The sequence below is a fragment of the Streptomyces sp. NPDC054887 genome (assembly GCF_053610585.1).
Map to the genome: position 1 here is coordinate 1 of NZ_JBSGYQ010000026.1, position 22,393 is coordinate 22,393.

Genomic DNA, 22,393 nt, shown 5'->3' on the forward strand with positions numbered 1-22,393 from the left:
AACACCGTATGGGGCGCCGGGTGGATTCCACCGGGCGCCCCTTCGTCGTACTCGTCCGCCGTACCGTGCGGCTCAGCCCGCCAGGAGCCGCTTCACCGCGGCGGCGACACGGCCGCCCTCGGCGCGGCCCGCGACCTTCGGGTTCACGATCTTCATGACGGCGCCCATCGCGCGCGGCCCCTCGGCGCCGGCGGCCTTCGCCTCTTCGACGGCCTGCCCGACGACGGCGTTCAGCTCGTCGTCGCTCAGCTGCTGGGGCAGGTACGCGTCGAGGATCGCGCCCTCCGCCTTCTCGCGCTCGGCCGACTCGGTCCGGCCGCCCTGAGCGAATGCCTCGGCCGCCTCGCGGCGCTTCTTGGCCTCCTTGGCGATCACCTTCTGCACCTCGTCGTCGGAGAGTTCGCGCGCCGTCGTGCCGCCGACCTCCTCCTTGGTGATCGCGGTGAGGGTCAGCCGGAGCGTGGACGAGGTGAGCTCGTCACGCGCCCTGATGGCGGTGGTGAGGTCTTCCTGGAGCCTGGACTTGAGCGTGGTCATGGGGCAAGTGTGGCAGGTACGCACCCACTGACGCCTGCCGATTACCTGCGCGGTCGCCCGGCGGTACCTGCGCGTCGCCCGGCGATTGCCCGGGCGGTCGCCTGCCGATTACATGCGCGGTCGCTGTCTGCGACGATGGGCGCATGCGCGCACGTTACGGGGTACCCCTGAAAGTCACCGCGGGAATCGCGGCCGTCGGCGCGGCCGGCGTGGCCTACGCCGCCGGCTTCGAAGCCCGCTCGTTCCGGCTCCGGCGGGTGACCGTACCCGTACTGCCACCGGGGGCGCGCCCGCTGCGCGTACTCCAGGTCTCGGACATCCACATGGTGTCCGGGCAGCGCAAGAAGCAGCGCTGGCTGCAGTCGCTGGCCGGCCTGCGCCCCGACTTCGTCGTGAACACCGGTGACAACCTCTCCGACACGGACGGGGTGCCGGAGGTGCTGGACGCACTCGGTCCGCTGATGGAGTTCCCCGGCGTCTACGTCTTCGGCTCGAACGACTACTACGGCCCCAAGCTCCGTAACCCCGCCCGCTACCTGCTGGAAAAGGCGCAGGGCAGGTACGGGCTGAACGGCAACCCGCCGGCCGTCGGCGCCGTGCACAACCCGTGGGAGCGGCTGCGCGACGGCTTCGACGCGGCGGGGTGGGTCAATCTCACCAACACCCGGGGCCGGCTCAAGCTCGGCGGCATGGCCGGCATGGAGATCGCGTTCACCGGCGTCGACGACCCCCACATCAAGCGGGACCGGTACGCCGAGGTCGCGGGCGGCCCGGAGCCCTCGGCCGACTTCTCGATCGGCGTGGTGCACGCCCCGTACCTGCGCTCGCTGGACGCCTTCACGAGCGACGGCTACCCGCTGATCCTGGCGGGCCACACGCACGGCGGGCAGCTGTGCGTCCCGTTCTACGGGGCGCTCGTCACGAACTGCGACATCGACAAGGACCGGGCGAAGGGCCTGTCGACCCACACGGCCGACGGCCGTCGCGCGTTCCTGCACGTCTCGGCGGGCTGCGGCACCAACCGCTACACCCCGGTCCGCTTCGCCTGCCCGCCGGAGGCGACGCTGCTGACCCTGGTGGAACGCCGCTGAGGCGGGGCGGGGGCCCGGCGGGGAAGCGGTGAGGCGGGGCCGCGACGCTGGGGCGCTGGTTGCCGTGCGTGGCCGTTGAGGCGCGTACGCCGGGCACCGTACGAAGGTCCGCCGTCCCCCGTCGGCCGGGGCCACTGACGCGGCGCGGCTCCCTCCTGGCGCGGAACACGGGCGCCGCCCCTACGGTGGGGTGATGATCGCGTCAGTACCCACGGGTGTCCCCGCGTCCGCCGTCGTCCCGCCTCGCCGCCGTCCGTACACCGCCGCCTTCCGTACGCTCGTCTGCGCGGCGGCGGTCACCGGCCTGGTGATCGACCTGGTCCTCGGCAGTCCGCTCCGCGTCCTGAGTTATTTCACGATCCAGTCCAACATCCTGGTCGCCGTCGCCTTCGCCGTCTCGGCAGCCCGCGCCTGGACGGGCCGCCCGCCGCTGTCGCCGCGGACCACGGGCGGCGTACTGCTCTTCGTCTCGATCACCGGGCTCGTCTACCACCTGGTGCTGGCGAACAGCTCCAGCGGCTTCTCTATGACGGACGACCCCGCCCACGCCATGACCGGCTGGCGCTCCGCCTCGAACCAGCTCCTGCACACGGTCACCCCGATCGCCGCCGCCCTGGACTGGCTCGTCCTCACCGCCCCCGGCGGCCTCCTGCTGCGCCACGCGAACCAGTGGATGCTCTACCCGCTCGCCTATCTCCTGTTCGCCCTGGCCCGGGGAGCCGTGCTCCCCCCGGGCTCGGAGGCCCGCTACCCGTACCCCTTCCTGGACGTCGAGGCGCACGGCTACGCGGGGGTGGTCGGCAACGCGGTCTTCTTCGGCCTGGCCTTCTACGCCCTGGGCCTGGCGCTCGTCGGTCTGGACCGCATCCGCCCCAGCCTGCGCCCCGACCTGGGCCGCCGCGCAAACCGGATTTCGCCTCCGGCCGGGAGTCCGCTAAAGTAATCGATGTCGCCGCGACGCGCGCGACAATCGGGGTGTAGCGCAGCTTGGCAGCGCGCTTCGTTCGGGACGAAGAGGTCGTGGGTTCAAATCCCGCCACCCCGACAGCTGAGTAGCAGGTCAGAGGGCCCTTACCGGGTAGGTAAGGGCCCTCTGGCGTTGCTGCGGGGCGATCCGCGCTTGTGTCTGGTGGAGGTCGTTCGTGGCTGCCAGGATCGGGGGGTGAACGAGTCTTCGATTGCCGCGACGCGGTTCAGCAGAGCCCTCGACTGGGCCGGGCTGCCCCTGGCCGTCCTTCTCCTTGTGATCGGCGTACGCGACTATCGCGACGGCGGGGGCGTGGGCTGGCCGGTGGGTGGGGTGCTGCTCTTTCGACAGGCACGGCTGACATCCCGGCTTTGGAAGTGCGCCGGTCCGGGGAAGCGGCGGTTGCCGGGTGCTTGCGCGGATTACGGTGTCCGCTGCTTCTCCGGGCCGGTCGTAGGGCCGATCATGGCGCTCGTGGTCTCAAGCATCGTCGTTCAGTACACCGCCCTCCTGCGGACCAGCGACTACGACCTGTGGACGAGGTTGCGGGAGCTGCTGGAGGAGCGGGGGCTCGATCCGGGCCGGACGGTCGTCGTCGAGCTGGTGCAGGAGGGGCCCGATCACGAGGACGGGCGGGTCGTCTCCGCGGACGGGAGGGTCTACGGGTTCAGTCTCTTCTACGACCAGGCGGCCGAGCACGGAGCGCGCAGCGCCCGTCTGCACAACTGGAGCGACATCACCGCGACTTGGCGGACCGGGACACTGGCCACTCGAACGGCGGACGCCTTCTTGTGGATGTCCCGGTGCGCCGATACGGGTTGACCGTCCGACTACCGGCTCGCTGCCCGGCGCGGGTGGACCGCTCCGTCGTAGACGTTGTCCGGGGTGACGACCGCCGTGATCGCCCGGGCCAGCAGGGTGGACGGTTCCTGGCCCTGGCTGTCGATGTCGGTGTTGATCATGATGACCAGGGTGGCCTTCTTCGCGGGCAGGTAGACGGTCACCGTCTCGTAGCCCGGGATCGAGCCGTTGTGCCCGATCCATCCGTTGGCCTTGAAGATTCCGAGGCCGTAGCTGGTGCCGGGGAAACCGGTCGGCAGCGTCTTGAGCCGCTGCGCCTGGATTTCGGGGCTCAGCAGTTTCCCGGTGGCGAGGATGCCGGCCCAGCGACGCAGGTCGTGCAGGTCCGAGATCATCGCCCCGGCCGCCCAGGCCCAACTGGGGTTCCAGTCCGTCGCGTCCTCGACGCCGCCGCTCAGCGTCTGGTCGGTGTAGCCGCGCGGGTGCGGCTCGGGGAACTCCGGTCCCTCCGGGAACAGCGTGTGGCGCAGGTGGGCCGGGCGGAGCACCCGCTGGTGGATGAAGTCGGCGAGCCGCCGGCCGCTCACCTTCTCGATCACCAGCCCGAGCAGGACGAGGTTGGTGTTGGAGTACTGGAACTTGGCGCCCGGGGTGAAGGTGTTCCGGTGCTTGAACCCGTACGCGAGCAACTCCTCCGGGGTGAAGAAGCGGTGCGGGTCGCTCTCCAGGGCGTGGTCGAAGTCCTCGTCGGCGGTGTAGGGGAACAGTCCGCTGCGCATGCCGGCGAGGTGGCGCAGCGTGATCCGGTCGCCGTCGGGCACGCCGCCGACGTAGGCGGAGATCGGGTCGTCGAGCCCGATCCGGCCCTCCTCCACCAGCTTGAGCAGCGCGGTGACCGTGAAGGTCTTGGTCTCGCTGCCGATGCGGACGAAGGAGTCGGCGGACATGGGCTCCCGGGTGACGCGGTCGGCCACGCCGGTCGCGCGGACGTAGCACCCCTTGCCGGGCATCCACAGTCCGACGACGACACTGGGGATGTCCGCCTTCTTGCGGACGTCCTTGACGGTCTTGTCGAGCCGGGCGGTGAGCCGGGGACCGAATCCGTCGGGCGGGCAGTCGTCCTGGGGGTACGGGCCGGCGGTCGCGGCGGTGGGCGTGGCGGCGTGGACGGCCGTGCCGGGCGCGGCTGCCATCGGGGCCAGCACGCCCGCCACCAGCAGCGCTGCGACGAACAGCCGGCGGTGGAGGGTGCATCGCATGTCGGGGTGCCTCTTCCGGTCATGGGATCAGACGGCAACATCACCATCGGACAGGGCTGTGCGGTCCCCCGTCCGGTACGGGTTCCGGCGAGTCCACTCGTTCGGAGCCACGCGCGGATCCGGGCAAGGGGCGGGAGGGGGCGGAGCGTTGTCACAGGGGCGGAGCAGAATGGGGGGATGACTGACAGCAGTGGTGCCGCGACGGACATGTCCATGCCCGACTGGGAGAAGCGCTTCCGGGCTCCGCGCGTCTCGTTGCCCGACTGGGCCGAGGACGCGCCGGACCGGGCGCTGTTCGTCTCCAACGCCACCGGGACGTACGAGCTGTACGCCTGGGACCGCGCGAGCGGGGCGCAGCGGCAGGCGACCGACCGGCCCAACGGCACCACCGACGGGGTGCTGACGCCCGACGGCGAGTCGATCTGGTGGTTCAGCGACACGGACGGCGACGAGTTCGGCGTCTGGATGCGGCAGCCGTTCGGGGGCGGGGAGGACGAGCCGGCCGCGCCGGGCCTTGAGCCGTCGTACCCGGGCGGGCTGGCGCTCGGGCGGGACGGCACGGCGGTCGTGGGGCGCTCGACCGATGAGGACGGCTCCACGGTGCACGTCGTACGGCCCGGTTCGGGGCCCGTGGAGATCTACCGGCACCGGGAGTCCGCCCACGTCGGGGACCTGTCGTACGACGGCACGCTCGTCGCGATCGAGCACACCGAGCACGGCGACGCCATGCACTCGGCGCTGCGCGTGCTGCGGCTGGACGGCACGACGGTGGCCGATCTGGACGACACCCGGGGCGGCGCGGTGGAGCTGGGGCTCGAAGTGCTCGGATTCGCGCCCGTGGCGGGGGACGCCCGGCTGCTTGTGCGCCACCAGCGGCGCGGGCGCTGGGAGCCGATGGTGTGGGACGTGGCCTCGGGCGAGGAGACCGAGCTCGGGATCGAGCTGCCGGGCGATGTGGCGGCCGAGTGGTACCCGGACGGTTCGGCGCTGCTCGTGGCGCACAGCTTCGAGGCGCGCAGCGAGCTGTGGCGGTACGACTTCGCCACGCGGCAGCTCGCGGCCGTACCCACGCCGGCCGGGACGGTGTCGGGGGCGACGGCCCGGCCCGACGGATCGGTGGAGTACCTCTGGTCCTCGGCCGCCGAGCCGCCGGTGGTGCGGTCGACGTCCGGGCGCGTGGTGCTCGATCCGCCGGGGATGCGGGCGCCGGCCTCGGTGCCGGTCGAGGACGTGTGGGTGGAGGGCCCGGGTGGGCGCGTGCACGCGCTCGTGCAGCGGCCGGCCACGGGCGAGGGCCCGTTCCCGACGGTCTTCGAGATCCACGGCGGGCCGGCCTGGCACGACAGCGACGCGTTCGCGGCCGGCCCGGCGGCGTGGGTCGACCACGGCTACGCGGTCGTGCGCGTCAACTACCGCGGCTCGACGGGGTACGGGCGCGAGTGGACGGACGCGCTCAAGCACCGGGTCGGGCTGATCGAGCTGGAGGACATCGCCGCCGTGCGGGAGTGGGCCGTGTCCTCGGGGCTCGCGGACCCGGCGAAGCTCGTGCTGGCGGGCGGGTCGTGGGGCGGTTACCTGACGCTGCTCGGGCTCGGTACGCAGCCGGACGCGTGGGCGGTGGGGCTGGCGGCGGTGCCGGTGGCCGACTACGTGACGGCGTACCACGACGAGATGGAGGCGCTGAAGGCGCTGGACCGCACCCTGCTGGGCGGTACGCCGGAGGAGGTGCCGGACCGCTTCGCGGCGTCGTCGCCCCTGACGTACGTCGACGCGGTGCGGGCCCCGGTCTACATCTCGGCGGGCGTCAACGACCCGCGCTGTCCCATCCGGCAGGTCGAGAACTACGTGGACCGGCTGGCGGCGCGGGGTGCGGCGTACGAGGTGTACCGGTACGACGCGGGGCACGGGTCGCTGGTGGTGGAGGAGCGGATCAAGCAGGTACGCCTGGAGATCGACTTCGCGGCGCGGCACCTGGGGTAGCGCGCCGGGCGGACCCCGGGCTGGGGGTACGGGCCGGCGGGCCCGTACCTTGGTGGGGTGTACCGGTTCCTGCTGACGCCCCGCTGGTGGGGGATCCACCTCTTCGTCGTGCTGGCCATCCCCTTCTGCGTGTTCATGGGGTCCTGGCAGCTCGGTCGGTTCGAAGACCGTGTCGAGACGCACCAGGCCGCCGAGGAGAAGCCGGACCCCGGCCGACAGGCCGCCGTGCCCCTCGACACGCTGCTGCCCGTCGACAAGGAGACGTCCGGGCGCCCGGCCACCGCGACCGGGCGCTACGCCGAGCAGTTCGTCGTGCCCGGGCGGAAGATCGACGGCGAGTCCGGTGCGTACGTGCTGACCCTGCTGCGTACGGACGGCGGCAAGGCGCTGCCCGTCGTGCGCGGCTGGCTGCCCGCCGGCGGCGACGCGCCCCCCGCACCCCCGGGCGAGGTCACGGTCACCGGCGCGCTCCAGGCGTCCGAGAACCCGGGCACCGACGGGGTGCACACGGGTGGCGGGCTCCCGGAGGGGCAGCTCGGCATGATCAGCGCGGCTTCGCTCGTCAATCTGGTCCCGTACGACGTGTACGACGCCTGGATCACGCTCACCGAGGGCGATTCCGGCATGCGGCCGGTGCCCGCGGTCGCCCCGCAGGGCAGCGGCCTGGACCTCAAGGCGTTCCAGAACCTGGGCTACACCGGTGAGTGGTTCGTCTTCGCCGGCTTCGTGCTCTTCATGTGGTTCCGGCTGATGCGCCGGGAGGCGGAGGCCGCGCGGGACCTCGCCCTGGGCATCGCTCCCGGCGCGGTGGAGGGGCCGGGCGGCCCGGTGGGCGCGGCGACCGAAGGTGACACCGAAAGCGAAGCCGACGCCGGTGCCGAAGCTGTCGCCGGTACCGATGCGGGTGCGGGTGCGGGTGCCGGTGCCGGTGCCGGTGCCGGTTCCGCTGTCGGTGGTGTGCGGGACTGACGGGTTACGACGACGGGGCGGGAGTGCCGGTTTCCGGCCGCTCCCGCCCCGTCGGCGTGTCCGGCGTCGTTACCCCGCGAGCACGCCCGTGCGGTAGACCGTTCCCGCGCAGGCGTTGGGGACCACGGCCACCGCGGTCGGCGCACCCGCCGCGGTCGTGTGGCTCACCGTGACGCTGCCGTCCGCCGTGCCGCCGTCCTCGGTGCCGAGCTGGGGCTGCGTACCGGTCTGCTCGGTGCCGCCCTCGCCACCGGTCCCGGTGCTCCCGCTGGATTCACCGCTTCCCGTGCCGCCGCTGGTCGTGACCGGGCCGGTGCCCGGGTCCTCGGGGGAGGGCGACGGGTCGGGCGGCGTACCTGTCGTCGGGCAGGTCTCCGTCGGCACCCAGGCGAACCTCACCTCGTACGCCCTGCCCGGCTCCAGCAGCAGGCCGGTCGTCTCCAGGGACGGGTCCGGCAGACCGGACGCCGCGTCTCCCGAGGTGTGGTCGACGACGTTGATGCGGGCCGGGTCGGCCGCTCCCGACGCCTGAACGCTCACCATGCCGCCGCCGGCCATCGTGCACGCCGTACCGGAGATGTTGGCGATACGGAACACGCCGTACACCTTGCCCTCGGCGTCCGCGGGGTTGGCCGCGGCGACCTCGGTGCCGAGCTGGGCGGCGCCGCACGTCGGCAGGGACGCGGCCGCGCTGCCCGGGGCCTGGCCGCCCGTTCCCGTACCGGCGCCCGTTCCCGAGCCGGTGTCCGACGAACCCTTTCCGGGGTTCTTCGCCCTGTCCTTCTTCTTTTCCTTGTCCGTCTTCGAGGTCGACTTGTCGGACGGCCTGTCCGCCTCCCTCTTTCCGCCCTCGTTGCCCTTCTGCCAGCCGGTGCCGCCGTGCGTGTCCTGGCCGTGACCGGCTATCGAGGGCCGGGCGTCGGACGCGCTGCCGGTGTTGGCCACGTGGACGAAGGCGGGCACGGCCATGCCCACGAAGAGCGCGGCGGCCGCCATGCCGACGACGGCCTGGCGCCGCCTGGCGCGCCGGGCCGGGACCGCCTTGCGCAGGTGGTCGAGGGCGTGCTGCGAGGGCTCAAGCTCCTCGACCGCGCCGCGCAGCATCCGGCGCAGGGCCAGCTCGTCGGTGCCGAAGTCGTGAAACTCGGCGGGGGCGGGCCCGGGGTCAGCAGGCTGCACGTCAGCCGGCTCGGCGTCGGCGTCGGCAGTCTCGGCCACCACCGGCTCGGCGGTCTCCGCCGCGGCGGACTCCAGCTCCGCCGACTCCGGCTCCGCGGTGCCCGGCTCGACGGCCTCCGGCTTCGCCGTGGCCGCTTCCGCGGACTCCGGCTCGGCGCAGACCACTTCGGCGCAGGCCGCTTCGGCGGACGCCGGTTCGGTGTCCGCCTGCTCCGCGTCCGCCGGCTCCGTGTCCCGCTCGGTGCTGTGCCCGCTGCTCTGCTCGATGTCCGACTCCGCGCTCTGCTCGTGATCCGCCTCGGAGGTCGGCTCCGCTTCCGGCTCGATGCCGTCTTCGCGCTCGTTCGGCCCGTCGTTCACAATCGCTTTTCCAGTCAGGTCGTTCAACGGCCCGTCCGGCCCGTGCCGCTCTTGCTCGCTGCTCATGCCGAGGCCTCCATGGCGACGCGGAGCGCCGCGATGCCGCGTGAGCCGTACGCCTTCACCGAGCCCAGGGATATGCCCAGCGTCTCGGCGCACTGGGCCTCGGTCATGTCCGCGAAGTACCGCAGGACCAGCACCTCGCGCTGACGCCGCTGGAGGCCGCGCATCGCCTTGATCAGCGCGTCGCGCTCCAGCTGGTCGTACGCCCCCTCCTCCGCGCTCGCCATGTCGGGCATCGGCTTCGAGAGCAGCTTCAGCCCGAGGATGCGGCGCCGGAGCGCCGAGCGGGAGAGGTTCACCACGGTCTGGCGCAGGTAGGCCAGGGTCTTCTGCGGGTCGCGGACCCGGTTGCGCGCGGAATGCACACGTATGAACGCTTCCTGCACGACGTCCTCACACGAGGCCGTGTCGTCCAGCAGCAGCGCCGCCAGACCGAGCAGGGAACGGTAATGGGCCCGGTAGGTCTCGGTCAGGTGGTCGACTGTGGTGCCCGCGGTCATGGCGTCGTCAGCGCCCTCGCGCGGGGACGGTATGCGCGAAGCGGAACGCGCCGTCGGCATGGGGGCGATCACCGGCATGCCGCCGGGCGTGCGGGGACGCCGGATCGGACGCAATGTCGCGCCGCGAACCGGGACCGCTGTGATGTCGAGAACCTCTGCCACGCCTGTTGGACACTCGTCCCCCCGACAGGGTTGTACGCGCGAGGCACCGGTTTTGACGGTGCGACAATCGCCCCCATGCGTACCCCCTCCTGAATGCCCCATTTGTCGCGACACTTTGCCGGGGGCTACCGCAAAGACGCTCCCCTCCTGACTGCCGGTTGCAGCAAGGCGGGGAGCGAATAATCGAACGAAGCAATGCCCCGGTACAAGTAGTACAGACTTCGACGTACTCACAGAGCGTTCACAGATTCTACGCAGTGTTCGGGTTTACGCCGCCCCGATTTCGGCGGCCACCAGCTCCGCGATCTGCGTGGTGTTCAGCGCGGCGCCCTTGCGGAGGTTGTCGCCGCACACGAAGAGTTCGAGGGCCGTCGGGTCGTCCAGCGACCGCCGCACCCGCCCCACCCACGTCGGGTCCGTGCCCACCACGTCGGCCGGCGTGGGGAACTCCCCCGCCGCCGGGTTGTCGAACAGCACCACACCCGGCGCGGTCGCCAGGATCTCGTGCGCCCGCTCGACCGACACCTCGTTCTCGAAGCGCGCGTGCACGGCCAGCGAGTGCGTCGTGAGCACCGGAACCCGCACGCAGGTGACCGACACGGGAAGCCCGGGCCGGTCCAGGATCTTGCGCGACTCGGCGCGCACCTTCAGCTCCTCGGACGACCACCCGTCGTCGGCGAGCGAACCGGCCCACGGCACAACGTTCAGCGCGATCGGCGCGGCGAAGGGCCCGGTGTCGTCACCCACCGCCCGCCGTACGTCGCCGGGGTGCGTGCCCAGCTCCGTGCCGGCGACCATCGAGAGCTGGGTGCGCAGGGTGTCGACGCCGGCCCGGCCCGCGCCGCTCACCGCCTGGTACGAGGAGACGACGAGCCCGGCGAGGCCGAACTCGGCGTGCAGCGCGCCCACCGCGACGATCATCGACAGGGTGGTGCAGTTCGGGCTGGCCACGATGGAGCGCGGGCGGGCCCGTACGGCGTGCGGGTTGACCTCGGGCACGACCAGCGGGACGTCCGGGTCCATCCGGAAGGCCGCCGAGTTGTCCACCACCACCGCGCCCTGCGCGGCGGCGACCGGCGCCCATCGTGCGGCCACCTCGTCGGGTACGTCGAACATGGCGACGTCGACGCCCGCGAGGGTCTCCTCCGACAGCGCCAGGACCTCGGTCTCCGCCCCGCGCACGACCAGCTTGCGGCCGGCCGAGCGCGGGGACGCGAGCAGCCTGATCTCGCCCCAGACATCGGCGTGCTGGGACAGGATCTGGAGCATGACGGCGCCGACGGCTCCGGTCGCTCCGACGACCGCGAGCGTCGGCTTGCCCGTCACTGGTGCGTCACCTTCCGGTGCCGCCGTAGACGACCGCCTCGTCGGAGTCGCTGTCGAGGCCGAAGGCCGAGTGCACGGCGCGCACGGCCTCGTTGACGTCGTCGGCGCGGGTGACGACCGAGATGCGGATCTCGGAGGTCGAGATCAGCTCGATGTTCACGCCCGCGTCGGCGAGCGCCTCGAAGAAGCCCGCAGTGACGCCCGGGTTCGTCTTCATGCCGGCGCCGACGAGGGAGATCTTGCCGATCTGGTCGTCGTAGCGCAGCGAGTCGAAACCGACGGCGCTCTTCGTCTTCTCCAGGGCGTCGATGGCCTTGCGGCCCTCCGTCTTGGGAAGGGTGAAGGAGATGTCGGTGAGACCCGTCGACGCGGCCGAGACGTTCTGCACGACCATGTCGATGTTGATCTCGGCGTCCGCGACGGCCCGGAAGATCGCCGCGGCCTCGCCCGGCTTGTCCGGCACACCGACGACCGTGACCTTGGCTTCGGAGACGTCGTGGGCGACTCCGGAGATGATGGCGTGCTCCACCTGCTGGTCCCCTTGCGGCTCGTTGCTGACCCAGGTGCCGCGCAGTCCGGAGAAGGACGAGCGGACGTGGATCGGGATGTTGTATCGGCGTGCGTACTCGACGCACCGGTGCAGCAGCACCTTGGAGCCGGAGGCTGCGAGCTCCAGCATGTCCTCGAAGGAGATCCAGTCGATCTTCCGGGCCTTCTTCACGACCCGGGGGTCGGCGGTGAAGACGCCGTCCACATCGGTGTAGATCTCACAGACCTCGGCGTCCAGCGCTGCCGCGAGGGCGACCGCGGTCGTGTCCGACCCGCCCCGGCCGAGGGTGGTGATGTCCTTCTTGTCCTGGGACACACCCTGGAACCCGGCGACGATGGCGATGTTGCCCTCGTCGAGGGCGGTGCGGATACGGCCCGGCGTGACATCGATGATGCGCGCTTTGTTGTGGACCGAGTCGGTGATGACACCTGCCTGGCTGCCCGTGAACGACTGGGCCTCGTGGCCCAGGTTTTTGATCGCCATGGCCAGCAGCGCCATGGAGATCCGCTCACCCGCGGTCAGCAGCATGTCGAATTCACGTCCGGCAGGGATCGGGGATACCTGCTCGGCGAGGTCGATCAACTCGTCCGTCGTGTCGCCCATCGCCGAAACCACGACAACGACCTGGTGGCCGTTCTTCTTGGCATCGACGATTCGCTTGGCGACCCGCTTGATGCCCTCGGCATCGGCAACGGAGGAGCCTCCGTACTTCTGCACGACAAGGCCCACGTGCGCTCCTCGTTAGTCATTACTGCGGTCGGCTCAGTTTACCGAGCGGACGGGGCCTGCCCACGTGGTACCGCATCGTGAGATGTCCCGCTCACGACTCGGTCACGTCGGCAGGTCCTGCCCGCTCGACGGGGACCCCTGCCCGGCGACGGGCAGGGTACGCGAAAGGTGTCCCGGCTCACACGGTCCGCGCCGGGGGTGCCCGTCCCCCGGCGCGGACCGGCGGCGGCCGTACGGGCCTCGCCGGCGTGCCGCCGCCCGTACGCTGCACCCGTGCTGTCATACGAGGAACTGACCCCGCCGGAGCGCCAGTTGTGGGACGCCTTCCCCGCGGGGCGCGAGGTGGACCTGCGGGGCGGTGAGGACCGTACGGTCAGGGCGGCCGTCGTCGTGGCGCTGCTGCTCGGACAGAACGCCGAGCCCGCCGGGGCCGTACCCGCCCTCCGGCTCACCGGCGCGCGGATCACCGGGCGGATCGCGCTCGACGGGGCGGAGATCCGGCACCTCCTGCGGCTCCGGGAGTGCGTGCTGGAGGAGGGCGTGAGTCTGGAGGCGGCCTCCACCCTGGCCGTGGGCATCGTGGACAGCCGGCTGCCCGGCTTCCGGGCCCCCAGCGCCCGCATCGGGGGCCGGCTGACCCTGCGCGGATCCGTCGTGGAGGGCAGCGACGACCGGTTCGCCGTCCAGCTCATCCACGCGCACGTCAGCGGCGAGCTGCTGCTGACCGGGGCCACGCTCTCGGCGCCCGGCGGCATCGCGCTGTCCGGCGGCGGCATGGTGCTGGACGGGGCGCTGTACTGCGAGGACGGGTTCCGCGCCGAGGGGACGGTCCAGTTGCCGGGGGCCCAGCTGAACGGCGGCCTGTTCATGCGGGGCGCGCGGCTGGAGGCGCCCGGGGGCGTGGCGCTCAACGGGGACAACATGACGGTCAGCACGGTGCGGCTCTCGCGCGGGTTCACCGCCGACGGAAAGGTGCGGCTGCGCGGCGCCCAGGTCGGCGACCTGCTGTCGTTCGAGGGGGCGGACCTGTCGGGGACGGGCACGTCGCTGGTCTGCATCGGCATGCGGACCGCCGACCTCGACCTGCGGTTCGCCGCCCCGCCGGGCGGCCGGGTGGACCTGCGGAACGTCCACGCCGCGGGCGTCGTCGACGACCGGCGCACCTGGCCGCCGGTCCTGCGGCTCGACGGGTTCGTGTACGACTCCATACGGTTCGGCGACGAGGACGCGATGCCCGGCGGGGACGCGCCGGCGCGGCGCCTGCTCTGGTTCCTGCGGGACCACGACTACGCGCCCCAGCCGTACGAGCAGCTGGCGTCGTACTACCGGCGCATCGGCCACGACGACCACGCCCGCCGCGTGCTCCTGCACAAGCAGCGCCGGCGGCGCCGGACGGCGCGCGCCGCGGGGCGCGTGTGGGGCGCCCTGCTGGACGTCACCGTGGGCTACGGCTACCGGCCGTGGCTGGCCGGGGTGTGGCTCGCCGCCCTGACCACCGCGGGGACGGTGGTGTTCGGACGGCTGACGCCGACGCCCGTGAAGCCCGGCGAGGGGCCGCCGTTCGACGCCTTCGTGTACTCGCTCGACCTGCTGATCCCCGTCGGCGGCCTGGGGCAGCGCGGCGCATGGCACTGGGCGGGCGGGGACGCCCAGTGGCTGGCGTACGCCTTCGTCGCGATCGGCTGGGTGCTGACCACCGCCGTGCTGGCCGGGGTGACGCGGGCCCTGTCGAAGAACTAGACGGTGTTCAGGCCGAGCGGCCCGGCGATCTCCTGCGCCATGACCCGGCCGGCCTCCGCCTCCAGGTCCTCCTCGCCCAGGTCCTCGTCCGTGTCCAGGCCGTCGAGCTCCTGGAGCGGCTGGTCGAGGCGGACGTGCGCCACCAGGGACTGGAGGGCGCGCAGGCAGGCGGACGCGGTGGATCCCCAGTTGGAGAAGTACGAGAACTGCCACCACCACAGCGCTTCGGTGGTGCGACCCGCCCGGTAGTGGGCCAGGCCGTGGCGCAGGTCCGTGATGACGTCGGCCAGGTCGTCCGAGATGCGGCAGGGGACGGGCGCCTTGCGCGGCTCGTACGGGTCGAAGACCTCGGAGTAGACGTCGATCGGATCGAGCATCACGGCGAACCGCTGCCGCAGGTCGTCCGGGTCCGGCTCGGGGCCGAGGTCCGGCTCGTACCGCTCGTCGGGGAGGATGTCCTCGTGCGCGCCGAGCCGGCCGCCCGCGAGGAGCAGCTGGGAGACCTCCAGCAGCAGGAACGGGACGGCGCTGTCCGGCTCGTCGCCCTTGGCCACTTCCGTGACCGCGACGATGAAGCTCTCGATCTGGTCGGCGATCTGGACGGCGAAGTCGTCCGGGTCCTGCGCGACCGCGTGCAGCAGCTTTGCGTTGACGTCAGACATCGAGCAATCGTCTCCCCTCGAAGGCACGGCCCAGCGTGACCTCGTCGGCGTACTCAAGATCTCCCCCGACGGGGAGTCCACTGGCCAGGCGTGTCACCCGAAGACCCATCGGCTTGATCATCCGGGCGAGGTAGGTGGCCGTCGCCTCGCCCTCCAGGTTGGGATCGGTGGCCAGGATCAGCTCCGTGACGGCGCCGTCCGCGAGGCGGGCCAGCAGCTCGCGGATCCGCAGGTCGTCGGGGCCGACGCCCTCGATGGGGCTGATCGCCCCGCCGAGCACGTGGTAGCGGCCGCGGAACTCCCGCGTCCGCTCGACCGCGACGACGTCCTTGGGCTCTTCGACGACGCAGATGACCGCCGGGTCGCGGCGCGGATCACGGCAGATGCCGCACCGCTCCTCCTGCGCGACGTTGCCGCAGACCGCACAGAAGCGGACCTTGTCCTTGACCTCCAGGAGGGCATGGGCGAGGCGGCGCACATCGGTCGGCTCGGCCTGGAGGATGTGGAAGGCGATCCGCTGCGCGCTCTTGGGACCGACGCCGGGCAGCCTGCCCAACTCGTCGATGAGGTCCTGGACCACGCCTTCGTACAACGGATTGCCTTCCTTGCCCTGCCGGTCCTGCCTGGTACGTACGGTAGTTGCTGCGGGCCCGGCTTAGAAGGGGAGTCCCGGCATCCCGCCGAGCCCCTGGGCCAGCGGGCCCAGCTTCTCCTGCTGGAGCTGCTGCGCGTTCTCGTTCGCGGCCTGCACGGCGGCGACGACGAGGTCCGCGAGGGTCTCGGTGTCCTCCGGGTCGACCGCCTTGGGGTCGATCACCAGTGCGCGCAGCTCACCGGAGCCGTTGACGGTCGCCCTGACCAGCCCGCCGCCGGCCTGGCCGTCGACATCGGTCCTGGCGAGTTCCTCCTGCGCCCTGGCGAGGTCCTGCTGCATCTTCTGGGCCTGCTGGAGCAGCTGCTGCATGTTGGGCTGGCCACCACCGGGAATCACGGTCACTCCTGGCACTTCGACGACGATTGTTTCGGTACAGCGAGCCTACGTGTTCGCCGGGCGCCGCGCCCATGCCGTACGCCGCGACTCTTTCGGGTGAGACCCGGCGGCTCCTCTACCTGACCACGGCACGCTTCCGGCCGGTAATGCCGGTGTATCGGCCCCACGGCCCACCATTCGGCGGTAGGAAGAGCATGCGTATGCACTGCGTCACAGCACGTCGCACCACGTCACACCACTACCCGCAATGTCACGGACAGAGCGCAAGCGCAGAGGAGTGCCCGGTGAGCCAGCCGGAGATGCAGCCCGAGGGGCCCGCCTGGACGGAGGGCGGGGGTGCGACCGATCAGTCGCACGACGAGGACGATCTGCTGGGGAGGCCGTTCCCGCTCGGCGACTGGGGCGAGCCCGCGGAGCGTCTCGACGAGCTCTACCGCTGGGTCGAGGCGGGCGCGCTCCGGGCCACCGACTGGTACCTCGCCGACCGGGCCCGCAAGCGCCGAGCGGCCCGCGTACTGCGCACCGGCACGGCGGCCGGCGTGATCGCAGGGGCCGCGCTGCCGCTCGTCGACCTCGCGGGGGCGGTCGACGGAGCCGCCGCGTGGGGGTACCTGCCGCTGCTCCTGGGGGCCGCGTGCATGGCCTGCGACCGGTACTTCGGGCTCACCTCGGGGTGGATGCGCGACGTGGCGGCGGCGCAGGCCGTGCAGCGCCGGCTGCAGGCGCTCCAGTTCGACTGGGCGACGGAGAGCGTACGGGAGATGCTCGGCCCCACGGAGGGGACGGCCGGTGAGGCGGCCGAGCGCTGCCTGGGCATCCTGCGGCGGTTCTCGGAGGACATCTCGGAGCTGGTCCGGTCCGAGACGGCGGACTGGATGATCGAGTTCCGGGCGGGACCCGCGCCGCTGGTGATGCAGTCGGCGGGCGGACCGGGCGGTCCCCGCCACCGCGACGGGGGCGCGCCGGGCGGGCGGTACCCGCTGCCTCCGGGGACGCGGCCGAACATGCCCCGGCAGCGGCCTCCGGAGTCGCCCCGCTGACGCGGGCCCGGGTCCCGGGGGCCGCCGCTTCGGCGGGTCGGCCGGTCAGCTGAAGATGATCATGGAGCCTTGGCCGAGGCTCCGGGTCGCCGCCGCGTGCAGGCCCAGCCAGACGTGGCGTTCGCGGGCGAAGGGGTTCTCGTCGTACGGAAGAGCGTCGGCCGGCTCCTCCAGGGTGGTCGGGCGCTCGGGCGGGCGGGGCGCCGACGGCGGGTTCGCCGGGTCGATGCCGATCGAGGGGGCGACGAACTCCAGCTCCCGCAGGAGGCCCTGCGTGGAGCCCAGAGGGCCGCCGCCCGCGAGCAGTTCCTCGTTGGACAGGGGCTCCGCGTAATCCACCGGGACGTACGCGCCGGCGTGGTCGTAGTGCCAGACCAGGTGCGACTGCCGGGCCGTCGGCTCGAACATCTCCAGGAGCTGCTCGTAGTCGCCGCCGAGGGCGTCCACCGGCGTCACCTCCAGGCCGCAGAGCTGGAGGAGGTACGCGCGCCGCAGGAAGTGCAGCGCGTCGTAGTCGAAGCCGGCCACCGGGGCGACGTCGCCCGAGAGGCCCGGCATGTAGGCGAACACGGGGACGGTCGGCAGGCCCGCGTCGGTGAGGGCCTTGTCGTACGACGCGATCTCTTCGGCGAAGGGATTGTCGGGGCTGTGGCACAGCACATCGACGAGGGGGACCAGCCACAGGTCACAGGCCACGTACGGCTCGCTCTCCACTGGATTCGTGCGACAGTCCAGGAAGCGTAGTGCTACCGCGTCGCCGCGCACAGTTGGCGTACGCGACCCGATCCCGTCACCGGCCCGCGCCCACGTCCCAGATCCAGGCCCCGCCCGCCCGCTTCGCCGGCTGCCCGAGCAGGCGCGACACCGTCTCGCGCAGCGCCTCGTCGTTGTCCTGCGGCGCGAGCACGAGCACTCCGGCCCGCCAGAACCTCAGGTCGGCGCGGGCCTGGGCCCGCCAGTCGGGGCCGATGGCGGGGGCCGCGGCGCCGTAGCGGACGTCCCGCAGGAGGTTCGACGTGTGGCGGGGGGCGGCGCCGTAGATGCCGATGCGGTCCGGGCCCCAGGGGCCGTTGAAGTAGCCGCCGGGGACCGCGAAGTCGGGGGCCGTGGCGGACTGCCAGTGCAGGGCCTCCGCGTTGCCGGGGTCCGGGAGCGGCACGGGAACGACCGATTCGCCCTCGGCGACGTAACGCTTCCACGTCCCGTCGGCGATGAAGGCCGGGACGTCGGGCCGCTCCCGCACCGGCAGCGGCGTCGGGACGATCGGCAGCAGCGCGAGGGCGATCGCGGTGAGCCCGAGCGTGCGCGAGAAACGGTCGGGGGCGGTGCGCACGCGGTCCACCGCCAGCGCCACCAGGATGCCGAGGACCGGGGCGCAGATCATCGCCACCCGCGACTCGATGACCGACTCGAACAGCGGCTGGTGGGCGAGGACCCGCCAGGGCCCCGGCAGGACCACCTCGGTGTACGGGACGCGCACCCTCGGCCCGAGCGACAGCAGCGCGGCACCGAGCCCGGTGAAGGTGAGCGCCTTGACCAGGGGCAGCCGCCACAGGGCCAGCGCGACGGCGAAGGCGAGTCCGGCCAGCGGGTAGCCGAAGAAGGCGTTCTGCTCGGTGCGGTTCATGGCGAGCGGATCGGCCCGCGCCTCGTCTCCGAGCAGCGCGCGCCCGGAGAACTCCAGGAAGGCGAGCGGGCTGTTGCCGGCGTTGTCGCCGTGCAGCACGCTGTGGTAGCTCTGCGGGCCGAAGAACTGCCAGTACAGCGGGAAGGCCACCAGCGGCACGCTCACGGCGGCGGCCACACCGAGCCCCTTGAGCAGCGGACGGCGGGCGGCGCGGGCGGCCTCGCGGTGCGCGAGGGCGTAGAAGCCGGCGAAGAGCAGCATGCCCATGGCGGCGAGGAGCAGCGGCTCCTCGCCGAGGAAGATCTGGTACGTCGCGAACAGCCCGAGCAGCACCCCGTCCCGTACGGTCCGCTCCCCGTCCCCCTCGCAGAGCCGCAGGGCCCGGTCGATGATCACCGGGATCATGAAGAGCACGGCGAAGTTGGGGTGGGCGTTGGCGTGCGAGATCATCGGCGGCGCGAAGGCGCACAGCGCGGCCCCGGTGGCCGCCGCCCGGCGGCTGGTGACCAGGCGCTTGGCGATCAGCCAGTACCAGGCGACGGCGGTGGCGGCCAGGCCGCCGGTCAGCACGAGCGCCCAGGTCGTGGTCGGCCCGAAGGCCAGCGTCACGGGGACGAACGGCACGGACAGCCCGAGCATGACGGTGTTCGCCATCAGGTTCACGCCGTCGGGATGGTTCTGGGCGGTCGTGAAGAGCGGGTTGCGCAGATGGGTCACGTTGTCGGCGGTGACCGCGAAGAACCACTCCCACTGGTTCTGGTCCTGGCCCGAGTCGGCGAGGTAGCGGCGGTCCAGGTCCGCCCACAGGCCCTTGTAGAGCAGTACGGAGGCGAGGACGAAGAGGGCCGCCACGGCCAGGTCGACGCGTCGTACGCGCCGGAACCTGAGCCGCGCGAGTTCGACGAGCACGTTGAGGTAGTCGACCGGTCTGACCTTGGAGCCGGCCTGGTGGGCCCAGCGGACCGGGACCTCGGCCACCTGCCATCCCGCCCGCCGGAAGAACTGGAGTATCTCCACGTCCGTCCCCCACCCGTCGAGCCGGGCGTCCGCGAAGGCGGCCCGCGCCTTGTCGCCGTCGAAGAGCTTGAAGCCGCACTGGGTGTCCCGTATGCCGGGCACGGCGACGGCCCGTATGAGCCGGTTGCCGAGCCGTCCGAGCCACTCGCGCACCCGCCGCTGGTGCACGTCGATGGACGACTCGGGATGCGCGCGCGAGCCGATGGCGGCGGCGAGCCCCTCCTCGTCCTGGGCGAGTTCCTTGTCGAGGCGGTCGAGTTCCTCGATGGGGGTGGCCAGGTCCGCGTCCGTGACCAGCACCCGGGCGCCGCGCGAGGCGAGGACGCCGCGCCGCAGGGCGTGGCCCTTGCCCCGGTTGCCGGTCTCGTCGGCCTCCACCAGCAGGATGCGCGGCTCCTTCGCGGCGGCGGCCCGTACCGCGTCGGCCGTGCCGTCGGTGGAGCCGTCGTCGACGACGATCAGCTCCCAGCGGTTCCAGCGGCCGGGGTTGGCGTTCAGGTGCGCGCGGATCGCGTCCAGGGTGGGGCCCAGCCGCCGTTCCTCGTTGTAGGCGGGGACGACGACCGTCAGATCGGCTCTCACTGCTGCGGACGCTCCAGCCGCTCGCCGCCGGCCAGCTCCCCGGCCCACGCCAGCATCCGCGCGTGGTACGCCGCGACCACCGCACGGACCGCCTCGGCGTCGCCGCGCGTCACCGCGTCCACGACTTCGGCGTGGTCCTGCCACATCCGGTCCCGCAGCGCGGGGTCGCCCCGCAGGTACGGGACGGAGAAGACCCAGCAGCGCAGCCGCAGCCGGTGCAGGAAGCCGGCGATGTGCGGGTTGTCGACGAGGGCGCCGAGTTCGCGCCAGAAACGCAGGTCGTAGCCGATGAAGATGTCGAGGTCGCCCGCGCGGGCGGCGCGCGCCGCCTCTTCGGCCCGGCGCCTGACGGCCAGCAGCACATCGGCGCGCGCGCCGCTCCAGCCGCTGCGCGCCAGCTCGTGGAAGACGGCGTCGCAGACGAGCGAGCGCGCCTCGACCATGGAACGGAAGTCCGCCACGGAGATCTCGCAGACGCGGAAGCCGCGGTGCTGGTCGGAGTCGAGCAGGCTCTGCGCCGTCAGGTCGACGAGCGCCTCCCTGACCGGTGTCGCGGAGACGCCGTACTGGTCTGCGATCTGCTTGACGGTGAACTCCTGGCCCGGGCGCAGACGCCCCGCGAGCACTTCGTCACGCAGCGCGTCGGCGATCTGCTGCCGCAGGGTGTTGCGGGTCACAGGTCCGCTCGCGGGCATGGCGTCTTTCCCCTTCGGATGGCTCCGGACACCATAGGCGGTGCCGGCCGGAGCCCGCCGGGGAGTGCCGTGCGCCGGGCGGGGACGCTCTCCCCGCCCGGCGGGTGCGCTCAGGCGGCCGTGGTGTGCTCGTCGGCGGCCGACAGGGCGATGTCCAGGGCCGCCAGGCCCTCCTTCGCCTCGGCCTCGGTGACGTTGCACGGCGGCACGACGTGCGTGCGGTTCATGTTGATGAAGGGCCACAGGCCGTTCTTCTTGCAGGCCGCGCCGAACGCGGCCATCGGGGCGTTGGCCTCCCCCGAGGCGTTGTACGGGACGAGCGGCTCGCGGGTCCCGCGGTCCTTCACCAGGTCCAGGGCCCAGAACATGCCGGTGCCGCGGATCTCGCCGATGCTCGGGTGGCGCTCGGCCAGCTCGCGCAGGCCCGGGGCGATCACCGTCTCGCCGATGTGCGCCGCGTTCTCGACGACGCGCTCCTCGTCCATCACCCGGATGGTGGCGACGGCCGCCGCGCACGCCAGCGGGTGGCCGGAGTACGTGAGACCGCCCGGGTAGGGGCGCTTGTCGAAGGTCTCGGCGATCGCGCCGGAGATCGCGACGCCGCCCAGCGGCACGTAGCCGGAGTTGACGCCCTTCGCGAAGGTCATCAGGTCCGGTACGACGCCGAAGTGCTCGGCGGCGAACCACTTGCCCGTACGGCCGAAGCCCGCCATGACCTCGTCGAGGACGAAGACGATGCCGTACCGGTCGCAGATCTCGCGTACGCCCGCGAGGTAGCCGGGCGGCGGGGTCATGATGCCGGCCGTGCCCGGGATCGTCTCCAGGACGATCGCGGCGACGGCGGCCGGCCCCTCGAAGGCGATGGTGTCCTCAAGGTGCTGGAGCGCGCGGGCGCACTCCTCGGCCTCGGTCGTCGAGTAGAACGCGGACCGGTAGAGGAACGGCGCCCAGAAGTGGACGGTGCCCGAGGTGCCGTTGTCGCTGGCCCAGCGGCGCGGGTCGCCCGTCAGATTGATCGCGGTGGTGGTGCCGCCGTGGTACGAGCGGTACGCGGCGAGGACCTTGTGCCGGCCCGTGTGCAGACGGGCCATGCGGACGGCGTTCTCGATGGCCTCGGCGCCGCCGTTGGTGAAGAAGATCTTGTCGAGGTCGCCGGGGGTGCGCTCGGCGATGAGGCGTGCGGCCTCGGAGCGCGGCTCGACGGCGAAGGCGGGCGCGAAGGTGGAGAGCTTCGCGGCCTGCTCCTGGATCGCCGCGACGACCTTCGGGTGCTGGTAGCCGATGTTGGTGAAGACGAGGCCGCTGGTGAAGTCGAGGTAGCGGTTGCCCTCGTAGTCCCAGAAGTACGAACCCTCGGCGCCGGCGACGGCGAGCGGATCGATCAGTCCCTGGGCGGACCAGGAGTGGAACACGTGCGCGCGGTCGGCGGCCTTCACGGCGGCGCCGGCCCGGGGGTCGACATGAGGGGTCATGGCCACAGCGTAGATACGCCCCGGTGGGGCCCGACATGGCCACCTTGTATGTCCTGCGCCACTTTGGTGGGCAGGGTGTCGAGCCGCCGGGTCA

At 72.2% G+C, this 22,393-nt stretch carries 20 protein-coding genes and 1 tRNA gene; 8 read left to right on the top strand and 13 right to left on the bottom strand.

All coding sequences use genetic code 11. The features are described 5' to 3' along the window. Positions 1-72: 72 nt before the first annotated feature. Complete coding sequence (locus ACWGH0_RS16710) at positions 73-537, bottom strand: GatB/YqeY domain-containing protein (protein WP_453404877.1); 465 nt, start codon at positions 535-537, stop codon at positions 73-75. A gap of 143 nt (positions 538-680) precedes the next feature. On the opposite strand from ACWGH0_RS16710, the gene ACWGH0_RS16715 reads away from it, so the two are divergent. From ACWGH0_RS16715 to ACWGH0_RS16730, 4 genes are all read left to right on the top strand, one after another. Beyond that, positions 681-1,628, top strand: coding sequence for a metallophosphoesterase (locus ACWGH0_RS16715; RefSeq protein ID WP_453404878.1), 948 nt, complete (start codon positions 681-683; stop codon positions 1,626-1,628). 193 nt (positions 1,629-1,821) lie between these two features. After that, positions 1,822-2,571 (top strand): Pr6Pr family membrane protein, encoded by a 750-nt coding sequence (locus tag ACWGH0_RS16720; protein WP_453404879.1) that lies wholly within the window; start codon positions 1,822-1,824, stop codon positions 2,569-2,571. Positions 2,572-2,599: 28 nt separating this feature from the next. Further along, a tRNA-Pro gene (locus ACWGH0_RS16725) sits at positions 2,600-2,673 on the top strand. Between the two features lie 396 nt (positions 2,674-3,069). Then, positions 3,070-3,417, top strand: a complete 348-nt coding sequence (locus ACWGH0_RS16730; RefSeq protein ID WP_453404880.1) for a hypothetical protein — start codon at positions 3,070-3,072, stop codon at positions 3,415-3,417. A gap of 8 nt (positions 3,418-3,425) precedes the next feature. Here ACWGH0_RS16730 and ACWGH0_RS16735 read toward each other — a convergent pair whose 3' ends face one another. After that, positions 3,426-4,655, bottom strand: a complete 1,230-nt coding sequence (locus ACWGH0_RS16735; RefSeq protein WP_453404881.1) for a serine hydrolase domain-containing protein — start codon at positions 4,653-4,655, stop codon at positions 3,426-3,428. A gap of 177 nt (positions 4,656-4,832) precedes the next feature. Here ACWGH0_RS16735 and ACWGH0_RS16740 point away from each other — a divergent pair, with 177 nt between their 5' ends. Beyond that, entirely contained in the window at positions 4,833-6,635 is a 1,803-nt protein-coding gene (locus tag ACWGH0_RS16740; RefSeq protein ID WP_453404882.1) for a prolyl oligopeptidase family serine peptidase, read from the top strand. A 57-nt stretch (positions 6,636-6,692) separates the two neighbouring features. Beyond that, the gene (locus ACWGH0_RS16745) at positions 6,693-7,604 is read left to right on the top strand and encodes an SURF1 family protein (RefSeq protein WP_453404883.1); all 912 of its coding nucleotides are present in this window, start codon (positions 6,693-6,695) and stop codon (positions 7,602-7,604) included. 69 nt (positions 7,605-7,673) lie between these two features. On the opposite strand, the gene ACWGH0_RS16750 is transcribed toward ACWGH0_RS16745, so the two are convergent. The 4 genes from ACWGH0_RS16750 to ACWGH0_RS16765 form a co-directional block, all read right to left on the bottom strand. After that, positions 7,674-9,209 (bottom strand): hypothetical protein, encoded by a 1,536-nt coding sequence (locus tag ACWGH0_RS16750; RefSeq protein ID WP_453404884.1) that lies wholly within the window; start codon positions 9,207-9,209, stop codon positions 7,674-7,676. Continuing rightward, positions 9,206-9,868 (bottom strand): SigE family RNA polymerase sigma factor, encoded by a 663-nt coding sequence (locus ACWGH0_RS16755; RefSeq protein WP_453404885.1) that lies wholly within the window; start codon positions 9,866-9,868, stop codon positions 9,206-9,208. Before ACWGH0_RS16755 ends, ACWGH0_RS16750 begins: the two co-directional genes overlap by 4 nt. A 267-nt stretch (positions 9,869-10,135) precedes the next feature. Continuing rightward, positions 10,136-11,194: an aspartate-semialdehyde dehydrogenase gene (locus ACWGH0_RS16760; RefSeq protein ID WP_453404886.1), complete on the bottom strand. Its 1,059-nt coding sequence runs from the start codon at positions 11,192-11,194 to the stop codon at positions 10,136-10,138. 7 nt (positions 11,195-11,201) lie between these two features. After that, positions 11,202-12,473 (bottom strand): aspartate kinase, encoded by a 1,272-nt coding sequence (locus ACWGH0_RS16765; RefSeq protein WP_453404887.1) that lies wholly within the window; start codon positions 12,471-12,473, stop codon positions 11,202-11,204. A 273-nt stretch (positions 12,474-12,746) separates the two neighbouring features. On the opposite strand from ACWGH0_RS16765, the gene ACWGH0_RS16770 reads away from it, so the two are divergent. Further along, positions 12,747-14,213, top strand: coding sequence for an oxidoreductase (locus ACWGH0_RS16770; RefSeq protein WP_453404888.1), 1,467 nt, complete (start codon positions 12,747-12,749; stop codon positions 14,211-14,213). Here the strand turns inward: ACWGH0_RS16770 and ACWGH0_RS16775 are convergent. The 3 genes from ACWGH0_RS16775 to ACWGH0_RS16785 all read right to left on the bottom strand — a co-directional run bounded on the left by ACWGH0_RS16775 (position 14,210) and on the right by ACWGH0_RS16785 (position 15,866). Then, a complete protein-coding gene (locus tag ACWGH0_RS16775; RefSeq protein ID WP_453404889.1) occupies positions 14,210-14,875 on the bottom strand; it encodes a DUF5063 domain-containing protein in 666 nt (221 codons plus the stop codon). The two genes, ACWGH0_RS16770 and ACWGH0_RS16775, sit on opposite strands and share 4 nt — an antisense overlap. Next, positions 14,868-15,467: a recombination mediator RecR gene (gene recR / locus ACWGH0_RS16780; protein WP_069927754.1), complete on the bottom strand. Its 600-nt coding sequence runs from the start codon at positions 15,465-15,467 to the stop codon at positions 14,868-14,870. The genes ACWGH0_RS16775 and recR overlap by 8 nt, the downstream gene beginning before the upstream one ends. Before the next feature lie 63 nt (positions 15,468-15,530). Then, a complete protein-coding gene (locus ACWGH0_RS16785; RefSeq protein ID WP_453404963.1) occupies positions 15,531-15,866 on the bottom strand; it encodes a YbaB/EbfC family nucleoid-associated protein in 336 nt (111 codons plus the stop codon). 284 nt (positions 15,867-16,150) lie between these two features. Between ACWGH0_RS16785 and ACWGH0_RS16790 the strand changes: the two genes are divergently transcribed. Then, a complete protein-coding gene (locus ACWGH0_RS16790; RefSeq protein ID WP_453404890.1) occupies positions 16,151-16,906 on the top strand; it encodes an SLATT domain-containing protein in 756 nt (251 codons plus the stop codon). Positions 16,907-16,951: 45 nt separating this feature from the next. On the opposite strand, the gene ACWGH0_RS16795 is transcribed toward ACWGH0_RS16790, so the two are convergent. From ACWGH0_RS16795 to ACWGH0_RS16810, 4 genes are all read right to left on the bottom strand, one after another. Next, complete coding sequence (locus ACWGH0_RS16795) at positions 16,952-17,602, bottom strand: hypothetical protein (protein ID WP_453404964.1); 651 nt, start codon at positions 17,600-17,602, stop codon at positions 16,952-16,954. A 94-nt stretch (positions 17,603-17,696) separates the two neighbouring features. Beyond that, positions 17,697-20,132 carry a glycosyltransferase gene (locus tag ACWGH0_RS16800; protein ID WP_453404891.1) on the bottom strand — a complete coding sequence of 812 codons (2,436 nt, stop codon included), beginning with the start codon at positions 20,130-20,132 and terminating at the stop codon, positions 17,697-17,699. Then, entirely contained in the window at positions 20,129-20,827 is a 699-nt protein-coding gene (locus tag ACWGH0_RS16805; RefSeq protein ID WP_453404892.1) for a GntR family transcriptional regulator, read from the bottom strand. The genes ACWGH0_RS16800 and ACWGH0_RS16805 overlap by 4 nt, the downstream gene beginning before the upstream one ends. A gap of 110 nt (positions 20,828-20,937) precedes the next feature. Then, positions 20,938-22,299, bottom strand: coding sequence for an aminotransferase class III-fold pyridoxal phosphate-dependent enzyme (locus tag ACWGH0_RS16810; protein WP_453404893.1), 1,362 nt, complete (start codon positions 22,297-22,299; stop codon positions 20,938-20,940). Between the last annotated feature and the right edge of the window lie 94 nt (positions 22,300-22,393).